The following is a 19,333-nucleotide window of genomic DNA, read 5'->3' on the forward strand; positions in this document are numbered from 1 at the left end:
AGGTACGCTGTCGGCCATGCCTTAGCCAGCATAATTAAAAAAATCATCTCTACACACAATCTCCACACACTCTCGACGGTAAATAAATCCGACTTCGTTACGATTGCGTATCCCCTAATAAATTGAGATGACCATGTTCGCCCCTGAACGCTTTTTGCTGCCGTTAACCCTGATTGCGCTATGCGCCATCCTGACGGGTTGTAATGATGATGCAAACCCCGATACGAAAACTGCCAAACCGCAGGTGGCCGTTACGGTAATCCAGCCTCAGATTTTATCTGTTCATGAAACGCTGCCCGGCCGGGTGAATGCACTGCGTACGGCGGAGATCCGAGCCCAGGTGAATGGCGTTATCGAGCGCCGTCTGTTTGAGCAGGGTGCAGAAGTGAAAAAGGGCGATCCGCTTTTTCAAATCAATGCGGCCCCCTTTGCCGCCGAAGTGGAGAACGCGCAGGCGGGACTACTGCGGGCTCAGGCCGCGAATGACAGCGTACAGCAGCAGGCCGCCCGACTGCGAAAACTGATCGGCACGGGCGCGGTGAGTCGTCAGAGTTACGACGATGCCGTGGCTGCGGCCCGCCAGGCGGCGGCCGATGTTGCACAGGCCCGCGCGACCCTGAAGCGCAAAGCCCTCGATCTGCGCTTCGCCACGGTCGAAGCGCCCATTTCAGGCCGTATCGATCAGGCGCTGGTTTCTGAAGGGGCGTATGTGACGCCGGGCGACAGCAGCCCTCTTGCCCGTCTGTACCAGACAGACCCGATTTATGTGGATGTCTATCAGCCCGCCGGAGTTTATCAGCAACTGCGCAGTCAGGTGGCCAGCCCGCAGAACGCCACGACAGGCCTGCCGGTTAAGCTCCTGTTACCGGATGGGACGGCTTACAGCCAGCCTGGCCGGATCCTGTTTTCCGGCATGAGCGTGGATACCAGTACTGGTCAGGTGCTGGTGCGTATTGAGGTGAGTAATCCCGGCCGCGAACTGCTGCCGGGTATGTTCGTGCGGGTGCAGGTTCCGCGACAGCACTATGAGGATGCACTGATGGTGCCTGAGCAGGCCCTTTCCCGCCAGAATGACACGGCCGTAGTCTGGGTGATTGACGATCAGCAGCAGGCGCACCCGCTCAGCGTCCGAGTGGGCGAACAGATTAACGGGGGCTATCGCATCGCCGGGGGATTACCGCCCGGCAGTCGTGTCGTCGTAAAAGGCATGGACAAACTCAGCGATGGCACCCGCGTCGCCGCGGTGCTGTCAGCCGCGCCTCCCGTGAATCTGACCCTGCAGGAGAAAGAGTAATATGGCTCAGTTCTTTATCAGACGTCCGGTTTTTGCCTGGGTGGTCGCGCTGTTTATTGTCCTGTTCGGCGTTCTGTCTCTGACGCGGCTTCCGGTGGCCCGTTATCCCTCGGTGGCCCCTGTCAATGTCACCCTCACGGCTACCTGGGCCGGAGCGTCGCCGCAGACGATGAACGATTCGGTCGTCAGTCTGATCGAACGCGAACTCTCTGGCGTTAAGAACCTGCTCTACTTTGAATCATCGACAGACACCTCAGGTCAGGCGACGATCACTGTTACCTTTAAACCGGGCACGAATGCCGAATTGGCTCAGGTCGATGTTCAGAACCGTATCAGGGCGGTGGAGTCCCGCCTGCCGCAGGCCGTGCGACAGAACGGCCTGCAGGTGGAAGCTGCCGATACCGGTTTTTTGATGATCGTCAGCCTGACATCAAAGACCGGCAAAACAGACAGCGAAGCGCTTAGTGACTACATGGCCAGAAACGTGGTTGAGGAGCTGCGCAGGCTGCCCGGTGTGGGGCGCGTTCAGCTCTTTGGCGCCGAAAGCGCCCTGCGCGTCTGGGTTGATCCGGTGAAACTGCTCTCGTTTAATCTGACGATGAATGACATCGCCGCCGCTATTGCGCAGCAGAATGCGCAAATCGCGCCGGGCCGCGTCGGCGACGAACCGGCGCTGCCGGGTCAGATGGTTACTCTGCCCCTGACGGTAGCCGGTCAGCTGACGACCCCGGCAGCGTTTGGCCGTATTGTGCTGCGTGCGAACCGGGATGGTGCCAGCGTCACACTCGCGGATGTCGCCAGAATAGAGTATGGCTCGCAGACCTACAGCATGATGATGCGTGAAAACGGACAGAACTCTACCGGTGCGGCCATTATGCTCGCGCCCGGTGCCAACGCCGTGAAAACCGCAGAAGCTCTGTCGGCCCGGATGCAGGCGCTGAGCCTGTCTATGCCTGAGGATATCCGGTATGCCATCCCTTTCAATACGGCACCGTTCGTAAAGCTCTCCATCGGGAAGGTCATCCACACCCTTCTCGAAGCGATGGTGCTGGTTTTCGTGGTGATGTATCTGTTTTTGCAGAACATCAGATATACCTTCATTCCCGCCATTGTCGCGCCGATTGCGTTACTGGGCACGCTATCCGTCATGCTGCTCGCTGGCTTCTCCGTCAATGTGCTGACCATGTTTGGCCTGGTGCTGGCGATAGGCATCATTGTCGATGACGCCATTGTGGTGGTGGAGAACGTCGAACGGCTGATGCGCGAGGAAAATCTTGGCCCGCGCGAAGCAACTTCACGCGCGATGCAGGAGATTACCGGCGCCATCATCGGAATTACTCTGGTGCTCACCGCCGTTTTCATTCCGATGGGGTTCGCCAGCGGCTCCGTCGGCATCATTTATCGTCAGTTTGCGCTTGCCATCGCCACCGCGATTCTTTTTTCCGCGCTGCTGGCGCTGGCGCTGACCCCGGCACTCTGTGCCACGCTGCTGCGGATGCCCACCAACCACGCCCGTGGCGGTTTCTTCGGCGGATTTAACCGGGGTTTAGAGCGTCTGACCCACCGCTATTCGGGCTGGACAGCAACGATCCTCAAACGATCGGGCCGCATGCTGGTGGTGTATATAGCGCTCTGTGCCGGAACGGCAATCGCATTCAGCCAGCTCGCCTCTGCGTTTCTGCCGGAGGAGGATCAGGGCTATTTCATGACGGCGTTTCAGCTACCGGCCGAGGCGACGCAGCAGCGGACGCTGGCGGTCGTGAAAAAATATGAAGAGGCTATGGGTAGCCGTCCGGCTATCGCCACCAATCAATCCATTCTGGGATTTGGCTTTTCGGGTGCCGGCGCAAACACCGCACTGACCTTTACCGTCCTGAAAGAGGGAAAAGAACGCGGTGACAGCTCAACGCTGAGTGAGATCAGATTCGCCGACGCAGTGATGGGCGATATGCCGGAGGGCACCATCATGACGATGATGCCGCCGGCCATTGAGGAGCTGGGCACCTCGTCCGGCTTTACGCTGCGGCTGGAGGATCGGGCCGGTCAGGGCTATCCGGCGCTGGAAGCCGCGCAGCAGCAGCTACTTCAGCTTGCCGCCAGCAGCCGCAAAGTGACTCAGGTGTATGCGGACGGACTGCCGCCAGGCAAGAGTATCCGGTTGAATATCGATCGTGAAAAAGCCAGTGCCATGGGCGTTTCGTTTGCCAGTATCAGCGACACCCTTTCTGCCGCGCTAGGATCGCTCTACGTCAACGACTATCCCAACAGAGGCCGTATGCAGCAGGTGATTATTCAGGCCGAGGCAAAGGATCGCATGCAAATGGATGACATTCTAAATCTTTACGTCCGTAACAGCGACGACAGGATGGTGGCCCTGAAGAGCTTTATTACGCCGACCGCCACTTCCGCGCCGCTGCAGCAGGTCCGCTACCAGGGCTATCCGGCGATGCGGATCTCAGGCAGTGCTGCGCCAGGCGTCTCAAGCGGCGATGCCATGAAAGAGATGGAATCGCTCGCCAGGCAGCTACCGGCAGGGTTCGCGATTGAATGGACCGGGCAGTCGCTGCAGGAGCAGCAGTCCGCCGCGCAGACGCCGATGCTGATGGCGCTCTCCGTTCTGGTGATCTTCCTGGTGCTGGCCGCGCTGTATGAGAGCTGGGCCATCCCGCTCTCCGTGCTGATGGTCATTCCGCTGGGGATTGCCGGTGCCGTCACCGCCGTGATGATTCGCGGATTACCCAATGACGTCTTCTTCAGGGTCGGACTGATTACGGTGATCGGCCTGTCGGCCAAAAATGCGGTGCTGATCGTCGAGTTTGCCCGGCAGCTCTACCAGGAGGGCCGGAGCCTGCGGGATGCGGCGCTGACGGCGGCCCGGATGCGACTGCGTCCGATCATCATGACCTCACTGGCGTTCGGGCTGGGTGTAGTGCCGCTGATTATCGCGTCCGGCCCGGCCAGTGAAACCCAGCATGCTATCGGAACCGGCGTTTTTGGCGGGATCATCAGTGCCACGCTGCTGGCCATCCTGTTTGTCCCGCTGTTTTTCGTCGTGATCATGACGCTGGCGGTCAGGCTGAAAGGAAACGGAAACGCGGCAGAATAACCGGCGCTATCCGGTCTGTTTCAATCACTCCCGGTGCTGATATGATACAACCGCATCCGGTTACTGCGGTTCACCGGCATAACAATAACCTGTGTGACACCCCGGCTGGCTATTCAGCACTGGACGGGGTGATGATAACCAGGAAAGGATACCCATGAACAACAGCGATATTTTAATCGTCGAAGATGACCCGGAGATTGCCGCCATTCTGACCGCCTATCTGCAGAATAGCGGCTATACCATCAGCCATGCGGAAAACGGGGCTCTGGCGCTGACGTATTGCGCGACCGCTTCACCGCAGCTGATCATCCTGGATGTCCGTATGCCAGTGATGGATGGCTGGCAGGTGCTGGCGGAGATCCGTCGGCGCGGCGACACGCCGATCATTATGCTGACGGCAAACGACGATGACGTGGATAAACTCTCTGCGCTGCGCATTGGCGCCGATGATTATGTGGTTAAACCGTTCAATCCCGCCGAAGTGGTCGCGCGGGTGCAGGCGGTTCTGCGGCGCACCCGGGTGGCGACCCGTTCAGACGATGTTCTGTCCAGCCGCTCTCTCTCTGTCAACGTGCAGCAGCACAGCGTCATCCTCAAACCGGAAGGTATCGACATCGCTTCCCGTCTGACCACAACGGAGTTCAGGCTGATCGCCCATTTTGTCCGCGAGCCCAGTCGGGTTTTCAGCCGGGATGAACTGCTGGAAGCCTGCTTCCCTGAGGGCGATACCCTGCCGCGGACGGTAGACAGCCACATCAGTAAATTACGCAGGAAACTCGAAGACGCCGGGGTATCCGGACTGCTGCAGAACGTGCGCGGTTTTGGCTATCGCCTGGGAGAGGGTAAATGAAACGCCGGGGACTCAGCCAGCAGATGAACTGGCTGATTATTAAAGTCACGCTCTATTCCTTTGTGACCTCCTTTGCCACCTACACGCTCGCGCCGACCGTCATCGGCCTGTTTTCAGGTGAGATGCTGCCGCCCGACCTGGATATCGGCACCACCAGCGACTGGCTTACGATGCTGTTCTCCACGCTGCTGACCATCGCCGTCTCCGTTTTCTTCTCTGCCCGCTTTGCGCGCCAGATGGTCGTGCCACTGGAATCCCTGACGCACAGCGCGAAACGGGTGGCGGAAGGCGATCTGAGTGCACGCGCCAGCGAAGGTGCGATCGAGATTGATGAAATAAATGCGCTGGTAAAAGACTTTAACCGCATGGCGGCTACGCTGGAGAACCTGTCACAGAACAGCCAGACCTGGAACGCCGCCATTGCTCATGAACTCCGCACGCCGGTAACGATATTGCGCGGACGGCTTCAGGGCTTAGCGGACGGTATTTTCGCACCTGATCAGACGCTTTTCGTCAGTCTGATCCATCAGACCGAGGGCCTGACGCGCCTGATTGAAGATCTGAGAACCCTGAGTCTGGCGCAGTCCGGCCATCTGCACATGCACTATGAGCGGGTAAACATCCAGAGTGAGATCGCGTCGCTGGCTGAACTGGTCATGGCCGATTTCAAAACCAGTCACCACGCCTTAGTGCTGAAAGTCACGCCGGCAATGATTGAGTGTGATGCCTCACGCTTCAGGCAGGTGCTGCTGGCCTTGCTGGAGAATGCCCGACGCTATGCTGTTCCAGGCATCGTCATGATTACCTGTGAACAGGATGCTGATGGGGTTGTGGTGCATATCGACGACGAAGGTCCCGGCATCGATCCGGCATTTGCCCTCACCGTCTGGGATGCCTTTGTGCGTACGGATGATTCCCGGTCGCGCCAGAGCGGTGGCACCGGATTAGGGCTGGCGGTGGTGAAAGCCATTGTACTGGCGCTGGGCGGTAGTGTTTCCTGTCACCGTAACGCGCTTAAAGGCACCCGCTTTTCATTCTGGCTACCCGCCATCAGACCTGGCGTGATAGCGGCTGGCGAGGAATAACACACCCGCCAGCCGCAGGAAGACAACCCTCTGTCCTCTCTCTGGGACCAGAAAGCGTAACCGCTGGTAACTAACATCGCGATTCCTGTATCCCGGCCAGCACCACGCTCACAGGATCGCTATGCTCTGCTGAGTTCAACATGCAACTGTGACTACCAGGATATCCAGCGATGAAAAAATTATCAGTGATTTTGATGGCGACCGGTCTGTTTTTGTCTGTGAACATGCAGGCCAATGCTGAAGGCTGTCTGAAAGGCGCGGCCGAGGGCGGCGTGGCAGGTCATGTTGCGCATCATGGTGTGGCGGGCGCTGCGGCAGGCTGTGCAGTCGGACATCACATGGCGAAAAAGAAACAGAAAGAGGCGGAAAAAAATCAGCAGGCTCAGCAGGCGCAGAAATAAGCAGCCTGTGACACTGTAGTGTGTACGCTGATGGCCTGGTCTGGGTCATCAGCGCGTTATCCGCCCGACATCAGTCACTGTCTTGTCAGGGTGTTGCGCGACTTTTCAGCATCAGGCAGAGCGTGGTGATCCAGACTTCCCTGCCATCTTCACGCTGGTTTTCCATGCCACATGACCGGACGACGCCCTTCAGGCATCATTATCTCTGCGCCATTCATCAACACTTTCCTTTGACACCTCTTTCTTAAAACAAACCGGTGCGTATCCGCCCTGCTTACTCCAGGCGCTACGCCCCCCACAGCGGCTCCCGTTACGCGCAGCGTTAAAGGGGCATGCGCAGACGCCAGGATAAGCAGCGATGGAATCGTCGATAATGCGCTGACGAATCTCATCATCTGTCTGCTTCTGACGCTTAGCATCAGCCGTACCGGCCCAGCAAAGCGCCAGACTCAGCATTAACGAAACGACACAGGTTTGAGTCATGATTTCCTCCGGAACAAGGAGGATAACGTAGCGCACCAGTCAGCCTGACAATCCATTGAATAAGGCGCGGAACAGGGGGCTGTGAAGGTGATTTCTTAGCCCGCTCCGTGCCCGGAGCCTGGGGCGCAGAAGCGCTTATATCTGAACGGGAGTGCGGACTTCAGAAGTAAGCCCGCTGAGGAAGCAGGAGAGCCACAGCGACCTGCGTCTGCTGGTCAGTCACTTACAGCGGCGTAATACCCTGCACCTGATGCTGGAAAACATACGGGTCGGATAGCAGCCCAAACTGTTCATCATCAGGCCAGGTGACGGCGACATGATAGTCTTCCCCGGCGAAAAGTTTTACTGCCTCGATGTTTTCCCACCAGGTTGCGAGAAAGAAATGCACCCATTCCCCCTGGGTTTCTCTGCGTACGCTGGCCCCCAGATTGCCCGGCGTCCCTTTTGAATGTTCAACACCGGTCTTCTGCAGGTGATCGGCAAATCCTTCAGCATGCCTGACCGGAACGCATCCGTGCCATGTTCTGACAATCATATTGCTCTCCTTAATCGTGAAGGTTTTAACATTATCATGAAAAGCATTACGTAACAGACTGTCAGGAAGAGACAAACCCGTGCAGAGCTGCTTAGCCGTGTCTGAAGATCTGTGAGGCAACCGCTGGAATCGCTGTCAGAACAGGCAACGGTGAACCTGCCCTGCCCCTTCTTTTATTCAGCCCCCGGCGGGAGCTCTGAGTACCCGCATCATCACTGTACCTGGCTGTTCCGGGCGCGACGAAAGATATCTGACGCGACCTTACGGATCCGACGGACTGGCGATTTTCAGCTGCGCCCTGTCAGTGTAAAAACGCCGGTAAGATAACCAGACTGCAATGATGGTTGAGAGACTGGCAGTGCCAATCAGCATAAAGGTCACCATGATCTGATATTTGATGGCCTTGAGCGGATCGATACCCGCAAAAATCAGGCCCGACATCATTCCCGGCAGGCTGACCAGCCCAACGGTCTTCGCTGCATCCACAGTCGGGATCATGGCGGTGCGGATGCTGTCCGCGATAATCCGTTTCGAGGCCAGCTTCACCGGGGCACCCAGACTCAGCATCTCCATGATTCTCTGGTGATTATCCCGGAAACGCTGAGTCAGATTGGTGAAGCAGAGTCCGACGGCGACCATCGCATTACCCGCAATCATGCCGGAGATGGGAATGACCTGCATTGGCACGAAGACTATCGCGCCGCTCAGCACCAGAATCGCGAGGGTTATCACCGTGCCGCTGAAAATGGCTGTAAACGCGATGCCAAACGCATGTCCGATATCCCGTCCCCGTTTACGGGCATTGATTGCGGCGTTGACGCAAATAAACAGCACCATCAGCACGGTCAGCCAGTCGTTGTTAATATCGAAAATCGATTTCAGCACAAAGCCGACGATCACCAGCTGTACGATAGCCCGGCAAACACTCCAGATAATATCTTTGTTCAAGCCGAGCTTTTCTTTCTGACTGATCAGCAAAGCGATAATGACCAGACTCAGTGACAGCAATAGCGAGGTGTCACTGATATCATGCTGATTCACGCGCATTCTCCTTTTTCTGCGGTGCCAGACGAAGCACCTGCTCGGCCTGTTCTATGTCCTGAACATCATGGCTGATGCGCAAAACGGCGACCTGATGCGCTGTGGAAACATGGTCGATCAGAGCAAGCACGGTCTGCCTGTTCTCTTCATCAAGGGCGCTGGTCACTTCATCCAGCAGCAGCACCTGCGGCATGAACTGCAGATTGCGCAGCAAACCGACGCGCTGTTTTTCCCCGCCGGAGAGCTGATCAACCGGTTTGTCCAGCATCGTGGCGGCGAGGTTGACGCTTTCCAGCGCGCTGACGAGGGTGTCGCGCGGAGGCTTCTGATGGCGAACCTGCCAGGGCAGTGCCAGATTGTCATACACTGTCTGACCGAAGAGCTGTGGGGTCTGAAAACAGTAAGAAACCTTCTGGCGATAGCTCTCCGGCGCCAGCGTGGTAATGTCACTGCCGCTGAAAAAAATCTGTCCGGAGGTCGGCGCCACCAGTGACGCCAGGATCTTCAGCAGAGTGCTTTTGCCGCTGCCGGAAGGGCCGGTCAGTAAGATTTTATCGGCCGGATACAACTGCAAAGAGATCGGTTGCAGAAGCTGGCGCTCACCAGCGGAAAAAGCGATCGCCTGCGCATCCAGCAGGGGCAAACCTCTGTCCATATTTCGCCTCAGGGTGTTAATTAACAGTGGAGAAGTCGGGGGCCGACACCGGCTGTTTACCGATCAGGTGCACTAAGCGCACAGATGCGGCACGATAAAAGATTCGGCGGTGAAGATAAGGCATTCGGGCGGGACAGACCATCTTCTTCATCCAATCTGGCTGCGATCATCATTCAGGCCACAGCTACAAACATAAGCCGGGTGGCTCAGAGCGGCCACCCGGTGATGCTCAGTTTTTCCAGCGGGCAGAAACCGGATGACTGACGTTGTTTATCTCCTGCGTGTAGGTGCCGTTCTGCTGAGCAATCGCTTCGCCGGTATCCACAATCGCGTTCTGAATAAAGACGTTCTGCTGGTCACCTTTGACAAAGGTTAACTGATGAAAGGCGGTTTTATTGCCCCAGTCAGACGAGGGCAGAGAGATAAAACGCACGGTAAAGGTCTGATCATCAGCGTGGCCCTGCATAACGTAGACGCCGTAATGATCCTCACCCTGTGAAATGATTTTGTACGTGCCGTTATCGTAGTAGTAAATCTCAGCGTCCGGAAACGGTTTTTTGTCGTACATTTTGCGGTAGTGAAGCACCTGCTTAATGGTCGGCTGGCCGAATCTGACGGTCAGCGTATTGTCCTGTCTGGCCGAGGTCAGTCCTTCCGCATGTACACCGCTCATCAGCATTAACAGACTGCTGGTCATCATTGCCGTTGCTTTCACTCTCTGTCTCCTCCGGGGATTAGGGAAATGTCTGGCATAACTCCCCTGAAACTTACCTGCTGTGTTTAGCGGGTGAAAGAGGCCAATTACACTTTATTACATAAAGTTATAATCACTGTATGCAACAGGAGTGGATAAAACGAGAACGCGGATTTCCAACGCGCAGCCCACAGATTATCGTTCTGACCGGTTCATGGCTGAAAGTGACAGGTGCGTAAAAAACGTGGAGAAGCGGCCTGAAACCTCGCTGCCAGCCTGCGGTCGGGCCGCTAATTCAGCAATCCGGCCCCCACATTCACCGACAGCCCCAGAATAGCCAGATTAAACAGAAATGAGATCACAGACTGCAGCAGCGCCAGCCTGCGCATCGCCGTCGTGCCGGTGGCGACGTCTGCCGTCTGCGACGCGACCGCGAGGGTGAACGAAAAGTAGAGGAAATCCCAGTAGCCCGGGTTCACCTTGTTCTCAGGGAAGATCAGCGGAGTCGTCTCGCTGTCCCGATAAAGATAGTGCTGATGAGCATAGTGCATCGCAAACGCCGTAGGCAGCATGGCCCAGGAGCCAGCAAGCGTCATCGCGGTCAGCAAAAGATGCATCAGCCGTGGCGTACCGTTTAGCGTTTTAAGCGTCGGGAGCTCACTCAGAATCGCCACCATACTGACCACACACGCCACAATAACAAGACCCAGAACCAGCGCGGCACTCTGGTCCTGCTGCTGAGCAATGCGTCGTATAGCGGTCGCTTCCGTTCGCAGCATGCGGAACCAGAGCGTGCAGAGATAGAGCCAGGCCCACACGTTCCAGCCGATCAGCAAACGCTGCATCTCTCCCAACTGATCAGAGAGCAAAAAATAGCTCACCAGGCCAGCGGAAATGGAGAGTAGCAGACGTAAGCGGGAATAGAGCGTCGAGGTCAATGTTGTCGGCATAGGTCAGCCAGTGTGGTTTAATCAGCGTGATCTCAACTTTAGCTAAATTCAGGTAAAAATCATGGACAAGGACAGAATTGTTACACTTCTGAAGTACAAACGCTGGATTGATTCGGAAACGCTGAAAGGCATCACAGCGATCGATGACACGGCGGATGCAGGGAAGCGTCACCTGATGCTGAGACTGATGAACCATATCTATGTGGTCGACAGAATCTTCGAAGCCAATATGTCAGGCGAGCCGCACGGTTACACGGCGCTCAACACGCCAGAGACACCCACTGCCGAGGCGCTGGAGGTCAGCATGACCGCCTGCACGGAGAGGTATATCCAGCGGGTGAGCGCCATGACGCCCGCGGATGCAGACGAGGTGGTTCGCTTCACCTTTGTCGACGGCGGCCACGGCGAAATGCGCGTCAGTGAAATGCTGGATCACGTACTCTTTCACGGCACCTATCATCGCGGCGCGGTCGGCTGGTTAATCGGTGAATGCGGGGGTGTGCCACCGAAAGATGTGCTGACGGTATTCCTGCGCGATCATCATCGCTGACCGGAACATCCTGGATCACCATGCAATATGAGATCGCGCAGACGGCCATTTTAGCGGCGACGATTACGCGGCCGCTTCTGACCCCTCCTTAGCGAGAGTTGCGACTGAAAGCTTTACTGCCACCAGGGGGTAAGCCTTTACCGGCCTGTGACGTAGCCTCATCCGGATAAATCAGGTGGAGGAGATTTATCCGCGACGGGCAACTAAACATTACATCAGAACGATGCCAAAGCGTTTCAGCAGCAGCGCCCAGAGCACGAACAGGACGACAGTGACCGCGCTGGCGATCAGCAGCGTCAGCCAGAAGCCAAAACGGGGATAAATAAAGGGGAACAGAATGAACATCGGCAACGTCGGCACTACATACCAGAAGGTGTACCACGCATGCGCAGTAATCTTTTCCTCCGACTGCCCTTCCAGCTTCATCCAGATCAGCACCAGCAGCGTAACCAGCGGCAGGGCCGCAATCAGGCCCCCCAGCCGGTCGCTACGCTTTGCCACCTCGGAGATCAGCACGACCATAAAGGCCGTTACCGCATATTTCGCTATCAGCCAGACCATGGTTGTTCTCCGCAGGGCGCATTAACCGGGCCACGCTGAAGCTGGCCCGGTCGTTCAGATACCCAATCAGGGCATCATTCTGCGCAAAGTGTCATCCCGAAGGAAATAGTGATGGAAAAGCGCCGCCAGCGCATGCAGACCAATCAGCCAGTAGCCCATCGGAGCGAGGGTTTCGTGCCAGTCAATCAGCATACTGGCCGTGGCCGGATCGGGCGTCGTCGCAACCGGCATATTAATCCCAAACAGCGCCCACTCTTTCCCTCGCAGGTAGCGTGAGGTCAGCCCCAGAATGGGCAGTACCACAAAAAGCGCATATAGCAGCGTGTGAACCAGATGGGAAAGGCCGGTCTGCCAGCGCGCAACGGGTGGCGTGATCGGTGGCGTCTTGCTCCTGGCGCGCAACCAGAGGCGGGCAATCATCAGAATCAGGACGCTGAATCCGGCCGAAAAGTGCGTGATCATCACTGCATTTCGCTGCCAGGTGCCCTTCTCTGCCATCCAGCGCAGCTCAATTGTGGCGTACGCCACAATGATTAACAGGACCGTCAGCCAGTGAAAAAGTATCTGTGAACCTTTGTATTTCTTCAGCATTAATAAATCCCCGCCACTATTTTTTCCCGTCACTATACCAGTAAATTATTAGATGTTTATTAGGCCTTTATCGGCGATTGTGACAGCCTGTGACTACAGTACGCCATTGCCTCGCAGGCCCTGACAGTCATCATTTTCTGCCGGTCTGCCCCAATCCAGAGCCCGGCCGTCATGCACGGCGCGGGCGGGCATCGCCCGTCAGCCTGTCGCAGCCGGTTCTTCGCTTCACCGGATTGAGAGATGTTTAACCCCCCTTCCCGGTGCGCCGCAAACCGTGCCAGCGCAGGAAAACGGGTTCAGACAGAATAGCGATAATTCTTAAACTTAATCTGACCTCAGGCTTCTTTCCGGCCCGCTGCCACCGCAGGTGATCGCCGCAGCAAGGATTAAACCATTTCTTACTGGCGCGATTCCTGCGCATAAACAGCCATGCCGACTTAAGTCAAATCCGCGCCCTGCCACGCTAGCCCTTTCGCGCCTCGCTTACTGGCAGTGCCAGCCATAACCAGAGTAACCATAACCTGCGTGACCGTAACCTTAGAAACCTAATTTTCTTATTCAAAAACAGCAACTTCTCCTGATTAACTTGTTCGCCTATGCTGGCTGTTCACTTATTTACATCAGAAGGATCTGTAATGTTAACGCTCCCCGCATCCTACAGTGCTGAAGCCGTCGAGTGCCTGTATGAAGTGATAGAGAACCTTACGCTGAACGGTGCACGTTGCCAGGTGATCTATGACAGCCAGGCGACGCGTGCCGCCGTTATCGAAGCAGACGCAACCGATGAGTGTGGCGAAATGCGTCATCCGGTGCTGGCGGTGCTGGAGATGGAGCGCGTCACCAGTATCAATACGGTTCTGCGGATCAAATCGTTCTGGACAGAATCAGACGGCATGCAGGCGAAAGTGGAACAGGGCAGCCTGGCGAAAGCGCTCTATAAGGCGCTGACTCTTAAGAAGCAGATCACGCTGGTCGGACTGTAAGGCGTTCCCGCGCGGGACGTCAGGCTGAGGCTGAGTTTGCAGGCCGGTTCGGCATGACATCCTGGCCCTGACCAGCAGCGTAGTACGCAGCCCCCACAGCAGTATAAGGATGCCAGCTATTATGCGACTGATCGGATGCCTGGTGGCCTGCGCGACGGTTTCCCGATGTCCATGCATCACCTCTTTAGGAACAAGATGCACCACCATCATGATCCTTGATGACACAGGAATCAGATCATCAGGCAGGCCGATCACCGGGATAAAGTCGGGGATCAGATCACCAGGTGAGACGGCATAAGCCGCCACCAGCATCGCAAGCCCCTTCACATACCTGGGGTTTCGGGGCTCACGGGCGGCAAGCCAGACCGCATGCACCTTCCGTTTGATGTTTCGCGCCTCTCTGGCGCTTCTTGAGCATCGTTTATGCCGTGCTGACGAGGTGGTTGTTTCCGAACAACCCAGGCCACGCGTCGTGCTGACGTAAAGCCCGGCTTACGGCAGCAAATTTGACCCACTTCAAGTATCCCGCCTCCTGTTATCCGGTTTTCCGCACGTTTCTGAACGCGCCTGATTCAGGATGATGCAGGCGCGTTCAGGCTTAAATATGGAAAGCGTTAACCGTTTCGCGTAAAGAGTGAGCCTGGGCAGAGAGCGACTGAGATGCGGTTGAAGACTCCTCCACCAGCGCGGCATTATTCTGCGTGACGCCATCCATCTGATTCACCGCAATGCTGACCTGGGAAATGCCCTGCATCTGTTCAGCGGAAGCCAGTGAGATATTGTCCATCGCATCAGCCAGTTTCCCGACCATCGCATTAATCTGCAGGATACTTTTGCCGGTTCCGGTAGCGACGTCTACGCCACTCTCAACCTGTGCTACTGCCTCCTCGATTAGCACTTTGATATCTCTGGCTGCAGTCGCGCTTCGCTGTGCCAGCGTCCGGACTTCACCTGCCACCACCGCAAAGCCACGCCCCTGTTCGCCTGCGCGCGCGGCTTCCACCGCCGCGTTAAGCGCCAGAATGTTGGTCTGGAAAGCGATGCCCTCAATAACGGATGTGATGTCCCTGACTTTGGTCGCGCTGTTTGAAATATCGTTCATCGTGTCTGACATACGATGCATATCGCTTTCACCGGAGCGCGCCAGCGCAGCGGTTTCGCGAGCCGACGCTGCCGTCTGCTGTGCCGTTGCGGTGTTGCTTTTCACCGTTGCGGTCAGTTGTTCGATACTGGCCGCAGTTTCCTGCAGTGCGGCCGCCTGCTGCTCGGTACGTGAAGAGAGTTCAGTATTGCCCTGAGAAATCTCATCTGCGGCCATCGCGACAGAAGAGGAGGCGTCTTTGATGTGCGAAACCAGGTCGCGCAGATTGGTCTGCATACTCTCCAGCGAAGCCATCAGGCTGGCGCTGTCCCCTTTACGCAGAGTAACGGCCGTCGTCAGATCGCCAGCGGCAATAGCCGCAGCCAGGTGCTGAGCTTGTGAAGGCTCCCCTCCAAGCTGGGATTTGATCCGGCGCGTAATGAGGGCACTCATGACAAACCCCATCACCACAAACAGCGTCGTCAGGGCCGCGAGGGTCATGTAAACGCCTGACAACGCCTCACTGGAGGTTTCCGCGGTCTTGCCCGTCACCCTGGCCTGATAGTCCACCATCCCATTCACGGCAACCCGGTATTGCTCAACTACCGGGATCAATCCCTCGCGAAGCCTGCCCGGGAAAGCGGCCGCATCGGCGCTGAAGAGGGTCTGCGCAGCCTGATTCAGTGGCCCCGCGGCGTCTTCAATTTTCTTTAAATTTCCGGAGGCTTCATCCACCTCGGCCAGGTTAATCCCGGGGATGCTTTTCGCGCCGTTAATCAGCGTACGAAAATGCGCAATCGTAGTGTCGCTGTTTGACTGCAGATCAAAAAACTGCGTTTTCACCTGCGGCTGCGTCTCTGAAGAAACGGACAATAAAAGTGCCGTCTGCTGCGTTAAGTTATCTTTAAGTGTCTGGAGCGTCTGAAGGTCGGTCAGTCGCGCACGCGTTAATTTCTGCTGATCGCTGGCCGTATTAAGTTTAAATCCGGCAAAGGCGGTTACAAAAACTCCCATCAGAATAACGGTCAGAAATGCGGCATTGAGCATGACGCTTAACTTCATTTTTTTGTACTGTTTCATGGATAGCCCCGAAGTAATCAAAAAGGATGCGTTCAGCGACACATCCCTGTCTCTGTTACGCTGTTACCTGAAATTGTTATCGGCAGACGAAGCGGGAAAAAGAGGGATTAAACATGCAGATGAAATAAATCTTTTTTATTTATCAGCGCCGGATTAAACGATAAGGTTGAACGCGCTGAAAAGACGCGCGATCAGAGGGCAGAAGCGGGCTGAGCTGCAGCTGTGAAGCGTTACCCTGAACGAACGGTGCGCGCTGTGGTGTCGGGATCTTTTACAGCGAGGCCGGGAAGCATCGCGGCCTGAATGTTTATCTGCGTAATAAATATCTGACACTTATGCGCCTTTTCATTTCCCGAGAAAAAAGCCTGTTTCCGGCGGAATAATCACGCCGCGTATTATCAGATCATTATCATCACGATTCGCGTTTAATTCAGACCGTGCCTCGCATTCCTCTCCTCTTTCTTCCAGCGATTTATTGCTACCCGACTCTGTTTACTGACCCGGCGCGGGGATAGAAACGCCACTCCGCTGATTTCTCACATTAAAGAAGAGACGAATCCTTTCTTATGATAGCGAGAAAAAAGGTAAAAAAGTTTTCTGAGGCTGTTTCGCTTAAGGTAATCCTAATATCCGGCCGCGATAATTCATTCCATACTGACCTGGAGTGAAAAAAATGCTTAAGACTTTACTCAGATCTCTGCCGCATGATTACGCCCCTTTTTTTCGTGGCCTTCATATTTCCATTGCGCTGTTGATCGCACTGCAGATCATCAATTCAAACTTTATCGACGCCGACGCCCTGAGCGAATCGGGCTGGCCGGCGCTGATGACCTGGTGGCATGCCCTTTCCGGTGCACTGCTGCTGGTCCTGGGCCTGATCCTGCTGGCCTGGATGATCGGGCAGCGAGGTATCAGATGGTACTTCAGCTGGGCGTTCTTCGATTTCAGACAGATCAAAGCCGATATCCGTCAGCTGATGCAGTTCGCTTTACCGGAATCCTCCTGCGGCAGTATTGCCGCTACGGTGCAGGGACTGGGCGTCGCCGCCCTGCTGCTGGTTGCGGCGTCAGGCAGCGCTTGGTTTGCCGCAGAAAGGTTGCTGCCCTCGCTGGCGCCTTATTCGGGGCTGTTTCTGCACTGGCATAAATTCCTGACCACCTTCATTGAAACGTACTTTTATGCACATGGGCTGATGGGCGTTGCGCATATTTTCCTGCGCAATAAAAAACAGACCGCTGATTTACGCTCCGCAGAGTAAAGGTGACGCAATGAGAATCACGCCGGAATGTTCGCTCAAATGGGTCGCAGGTGCGTCACAGGCCAATATCGCCACCGATTTTATTCGCGACCACTATTCACACCATTTTGATGCCCGACTGACGGTTCTGATGCCGTGGATTCTGATGCTCTGTGACGGAGAGGATAATCTGCTGGCCGCCTGTGGCGTGATGCCAGCGTCTCAGGGCCCGATGTTTCTTGAGCAATATCTGGACAAACCGGCGGAGGCGAGCCTGCCTGAACACGGGTTTACCAGCGTCCACCGCAACAGCATCGTCGAAGCCGGTAACTTTGCGGCGGTCGATGGGGCAGCCGCCCGCGTCATGTATGCGGCCGTCTGCCTGCTGCTCAACGCCTATCGCTATCAGTACATCATGTTCACGGGCACCCAAAAGATCCGCAACATCTTCGCCAGGCTTCATCTGTCGCCCGTGTGCATAACCATGGCTGACCACACCCGCCTGGCAGGCGGTGACGCCGTGTGGGGACGCTACTACCAGCACCGGCCTCAGGTCATGGCGGGCGATCTCGCGGGCGGACAGCAGGCGCTGGCAGGCAGTTCGCTGCTTCTCAATCTTTTTGGTGAATTACCCCCGGCCCCCTGGGACGTGCAGCAGGAGAACCTTCGTCATGCTCATTGAAACCCTTATCCGTCATGCCACCAGCCAGCCCGATGCCGTGGCGCTGGTCAGCACCGCGCGAAGCTGGACGTGGCGCGAATATGAACAGGCTGTTTCCACCCTGGCTGAAGAGCTGCAACAGGCGGGGGTTCAGCGGCTGGGGCTGGCGCTGGAAAATGGTCCTTTCTGGATGATCGCCGATCTCGCCTGTTTAAAGGCGGGCATTATCTGCGTGCCTGTTCCGACCTTTTTTTCGCCACAGCAGCGGTCGTGGGTCATCCACTCAGCAGGCCTGGACGCTATGCTGGGTGAGGCAACGTCGGGTGAGGGCGCTTTTATGCCTGTTTCTGCAGGCCAGCTGCAGCAACTGCCCTGCCCGACCCGGCCCGAACTGCACCGGGATACGATCAAAATCACCTTCACTTCGGGCACTACCGGCCAGCCAAAAGGGGTCTGCCTGAGACAGCGCGGGATTGAGTGGACCGCCTCTGCGCTGGCGACGGCGATGAGACCGCTGGCGCTGGCGCGTCATCTGGTGGTTTTGCCACTGAGTACGCTGCTGGAGAATATCTGTGGCGGTTATGTGCCGCTTCTGCTGGGCGTTACCACGGTAATCCCCGCCGCTTCCGAGGTCGGCTTTACCGGTTCGAGCCAGTTCAGCCATGAGGTATTTGCCGGGGCGCTGCTGCGCTGGCAGCCGCAGAGTCTGGTACTGGTTCCCGAACTGCTGCGCGTACTGACTTTCCTGCATAGCCGCATGCCCGCTGTCAGTGCCTCGCTGAAGTTCGTGGCGGCTGGCGGCGGCAAGGTATCCGTCGGTCTGCTGCACACCGCCAGAGAAGCTGGTCTGCCGGTCTATGAAGGGTATGGCCTTTCAGAATGCGGTTCGGTAGTGACACTGAATCTGCCTGACAACGCACAGGCGGGCAGCACGGGGCGTCCCCTGCCCGGCATCGATATCTCTTTCGACGCCAGCGGTACGCTGCTGGTGGCAAGCCCTGGTAACGCCGCGGGCTATCTGGGCGAGACGCCGTTCAGCGCGCAGATCAATACCGGCGATCTGGCTGAGCAGGATCCTTCAGGCTTTATTCACATTAACGGGCGCGCACGCAACGTGCAGATCACCGCCTTTGGCCGCAACTTCTCGCCAGAGTGGATTGAGGCGGAGGCAATGAGCTGCGGCGCCGTCCGACGCATCGTCATGTTTGGCGAAGGGCTGAAGCGCAACGTAGCCCTCATTCATGCGATGGAGGGCATGGAGTCCGCCGCCCGTGAACAGCTGACGGCGTTGTCTGCCGCCTTACCGGACTATGCGCGCCCGCACCATCTGATTTTTACCCCGGTCATCTCATCACCTGAGCTGCTGACCGCCAACGGACGCCCACGTCGCGATGCGATCTGGACGTTGATGAAGCATCAAATACTGAACAGTGAGGAGTACCTCTGAATGGCCTTTTATCAGCAATTACAGGAACAAACGGAACAGGCTCGCAAC

Annotated in this window: 20 protein-coding genes; 10 read left to right on the forward strand and 10 right to left on the reverse strand. The window is 56.6% G+C overall.

Features of this window, described 5'->3' with window-relative positions:
- The first annotated feature begins 133 nt into the window (after positions 1-133).
- The 5 genes from ACLHDD_RS19930 (at position 134) to ACLHDD_RS19950 (ending at position 6,736) form a co-directional block, all read left to right on the forward strand.
- Complete coding sequence (locus tag ACLHDD_RS19930) at positions 134-1,294, forward strand: efflux RND transporter periplasmic adaptor subunit (protein WP_427105557.1); 1,161 nt, start codon at positions 134-136, stop codon at positions 1,292-1,294.
- Position 1,295: 1 nt separating this feature from the next.
- Positions 1,296-4,400, forward strand: coding sequence for a multidrug efflux RND transporter permease subunit (locus ACLHDD_RS19935; RefSeq protein WP_427105558.1), 3,105 nt, complete (start codon positions 1,296-1,298; stop codon positions 4,398-4,400).
- A 154-nt stretch (positions 4,401-4,554) separates the two neighbouring features.
- Positions 4,555-5,250, forward strand: coding sequence for a response regulator (locus ACLHDD_RS19940; protein ID WP_427105559.1), 696 nt, complete (start codon positions 4,555-4,557; stop codon positions 5,248-5,250).
- Positions 5,247-6,335 (forward strand): ATP-binding protein, encoded by a 1,089-nt coding sequence (locus ACLHDD_RS19945; protein WP_427105560.1) that lies wholly within the window; start codon positions 5,247-5,249, stop codon positions 6,333-6,335. The genes ACLHDD_RS19940 and ACLHDD_RS19945 overlap by 4 nt, the downstream gene beginning before the upstream one ends.
- Before the next feature lie 170 nt (positions 6,336-6,505).
- Positions 6,506-6,736, forward strand: a complete 231-nt coding sequence (locus ACLHDD_RS19950; protein WP_427105561.1) for a hypothetical protein — start codon at positions 6,506-6,508, stop codon at positions 6,734-6,736.
- A gap of 189 nt (positions 6,737-6,925) precedes the next feature.
- Here ACLHDD_RS19950 and ACLHDD_RS19955 read toward each other — a convergent pair whose 3' ends face one another.
- The 6 genes from ACLHDD_RS19955 to ACLHDD_RS19980 all read right to left on the reverse strand — a co-directional run bounded on the left by ACLHDD_RS19955 (position 6,926) and on the right by ACLHDD_RS19980 (position 11,094).
- A complete protein-coding gene (locus ACLHDD_RS19955) occupies positions 6,926-7,192 on the reverse strand; it encodes a hypothetical protein (protein WP_427105658.1) in 267 nt (88 codons plus the stop codon).
- A gap of 250 nt (positions 7,193-7,442) precedes the next feature.
- Positions 7,443-7,754 (reverse strand): hypothetical protein, encoded by a 312-nt coding sequence (locus ACLHDD_RS19960; RefSeq protein ID WP_427105562.1) that lies wholly within the window; start codon positions 7,752-7,754, stop codon positions 7,443-7,445.
- Between the two features lie 261 nt (positions 7,755-8,015).
- Entirely contained in the window at positions 8,016-8,795 is a 780-nt protein-coding gene (fetB, locus tag ACLHDD_RS19965) for an iron efflux ABC transporter permease subunit FetB (protein WP_427105563.1), read from the reverse strand.
- Complete coding sequence (fetA, locus tag ACLHDD_RS19970) at positions 8,782-9,450, reverse strand: iron efflux ABC transporter ATP-binding subunit FetA (protein WP_427105564.1); 669 nt, start codon at positions 9,448-9,450, stop codon at positions 8,782-8,784. Before fetA ends, fetB begins: the two co-directional genes overlap by 14 nt.
- Positions 9,451-9,679: 229 nt before the next feature.
- Entirely contained in the window at positions 9,680-10,165 is a 486-nt protein-coding gene (locus tag ACLHDD_RS19975) for a hypothetical protein (RefSeq protein WP_427105565.1), read from the reverse strand.
- Between the two features lie 269 nt (positions 10,166-10,434).
- Positions 10,435-11,094 (reverse strand): DUF1345 domain-containing protein, encoded by a 660-nt coding sequence (locus tag ACLHDD_RS19980; protein ID WP_427105566.1) that lies wholly within the window; start codon positions 11,092-11,094, stop codon positions 10,435-10,437.
- A 61-nt stretch (positions 11,095-11,155) separates the two neighbouring features.
- Here ACLHDD_RS19980 and ACLHDD_RS19985 point away from each other — a divergent pair, with 61 nt between their 5' ends.
- The gene (locus tag ACLHDD_RS19985) at positions 11,156-11,644 is read left to right on the forward strand and encodes a DinB family protein (RefSeq protein WP_427105567.1); all 489 of its coding nucleotides are present in this window, start codon (positions 11,156-11,158) and stop codon (positions 11,642-11,644) included.
- Between the two features lie 210 nt (positions 11,645-11,854).
- On the opposite strand, the gene ACLHDD_RS19990 is transcribed toward ACLHDD_RS19985, so the two are convergent.
- Together ACLHDD_RS19990 and cybB are read right to left on the reverse strand one after the other, a co-directional pair.
- Positions 11,855-12,205 carry a DUF3147 family protein gene (locus ACLHDD_RS19990; RefSeq protein ID WP_427105568.1) on the reverse strand — a complete coding sequence of 117 codons (351 nt, stop codon included), beginning with the start codon at positions 12,203-12,205 and terminating at the stop codon, positions 11,855-11,857.
- 66 nt (positions 12,206-12,271) lie between these two features.
- On the reverse strand, positions 12,272-12,796 hold the full coding sequence (gene cybB / locus ACLHDD_RS19995; RefSeq protein WP_427105569.1) for a cytochrome b561: 525 nt from the start codon (positions 12,794-12,796) through the stop codon (positions 12,272-12,274).
- 635 nt (positions 12,797-13,431) lie between these two features.
- On the opposite strand from cybB, the gene ACLHDD_RS20000 reads away from it, so the two are divergent.
- Positions 13,432-13,779 (forward strand): hypothetical protein, encoded by a 348-nt coding sequence (locus ACLHDD_RS20000; RefSeq protein WP_427105570.1) that lies wholly within the window; start codon positions 13,432-13,434, stop codon positions 13,777-13,779.
- On the opposite strand, the gene ACLHDD_RS20005 is transcribed toward ACLHDD_RS20000, so the two are convergent.
- Both ACLHDD_RS20005 and ACLHDD_RS20010 read right to left on the reverse strand, forming a co-directional pair.
- Positions 13,681-14,091 (reverse strand): YkvA family protein, encoded by a 411-nt coding sequence (locus ACLHDD_RS20005; RefSeq protein ID WP_427105571.1) that lies wholly within the window; start codon positions 14,089-14,091, stop codon positions 13,681-13,683. The genes ACLHDD_RS20000 and ACLHDD_RS20005 overlap by 99 nt on opposite strands.
- A 286-nt stretch (positions 14,092-14,377) precedes the next feature.
- Positions 14,378-15,940, reverse strand: a complete 1,563-nt coding sequence (locus tag ACLHDD_RS20010) for a methyl-accepting chemotaxis protein (protein WP_427105572.1) — start codon at positions 15,938-15,940, stop codon at positions 14,378-14,380.
- Between the two features lie 673 nt (positions 15,941-16,613).
- Between ACLHDD_RS20010 and ACLHDD_RS20015 the strand changes: the two genes are divergently transcribed.
- Genes ACLHDD_RS20015 through ACLHDD_RS20025 form a run of 3 tightly spaced genes read left to right on the forward strand, consistent with a single transcriptional unit; the run spans position 16,614 to position 19,285 of the window.
- Positions 16,614-17,198 (forward strand): cytochrome b/b6 domain-containing protein, encoded by a 585-nt coding sequence (locus ACLHDD_RS20015; protein ID WP_427105573.1) that lies wholly within the window; start codon positions 16,614-16,616, stop codon positions 17,196-17,198.
- Between the two features lie 10 nt (positions 17,199-17,208).
- A complete protein-coding gene (locus ACLHDD_RS20020; protein WP_427105574.1) occupies positions 17,209-17,859 on the forward strand; it encodes a thermostable hemolysin in 651 nt (216 codons plus the stop codon).
- Positions 17,849-19,285 carry an AMP-binding protein gene (locus ACLHDD_RS20025; RefSeq protein WP_427105575.1) on the forward strand — a complete coding sequence of 479 codons (1,437 nt, stop codon included), beginning with the start codon at positions 17,849-17,851 and terminating at the stop codon, positions 19,283-19,285. The genes ACLHDD_RS20020 and ACLHDD_RS20025 overlap by 11 nt, the downstream gene beginning before the upstream one ends.
- The last annotated feature ends 48 nt before the right edge of the window (positions 19,286-19,333 follow it).

It is taken from the genome of Pantoea sp. NSTU24 (assembly GCF_050157905.1).
Classification (GTDB): domain Bacteria; phylum Pseudomonadota; class Gammaproteobacteria; order Enterobacterales; family Enterobacteriaceae; genus Pantoea.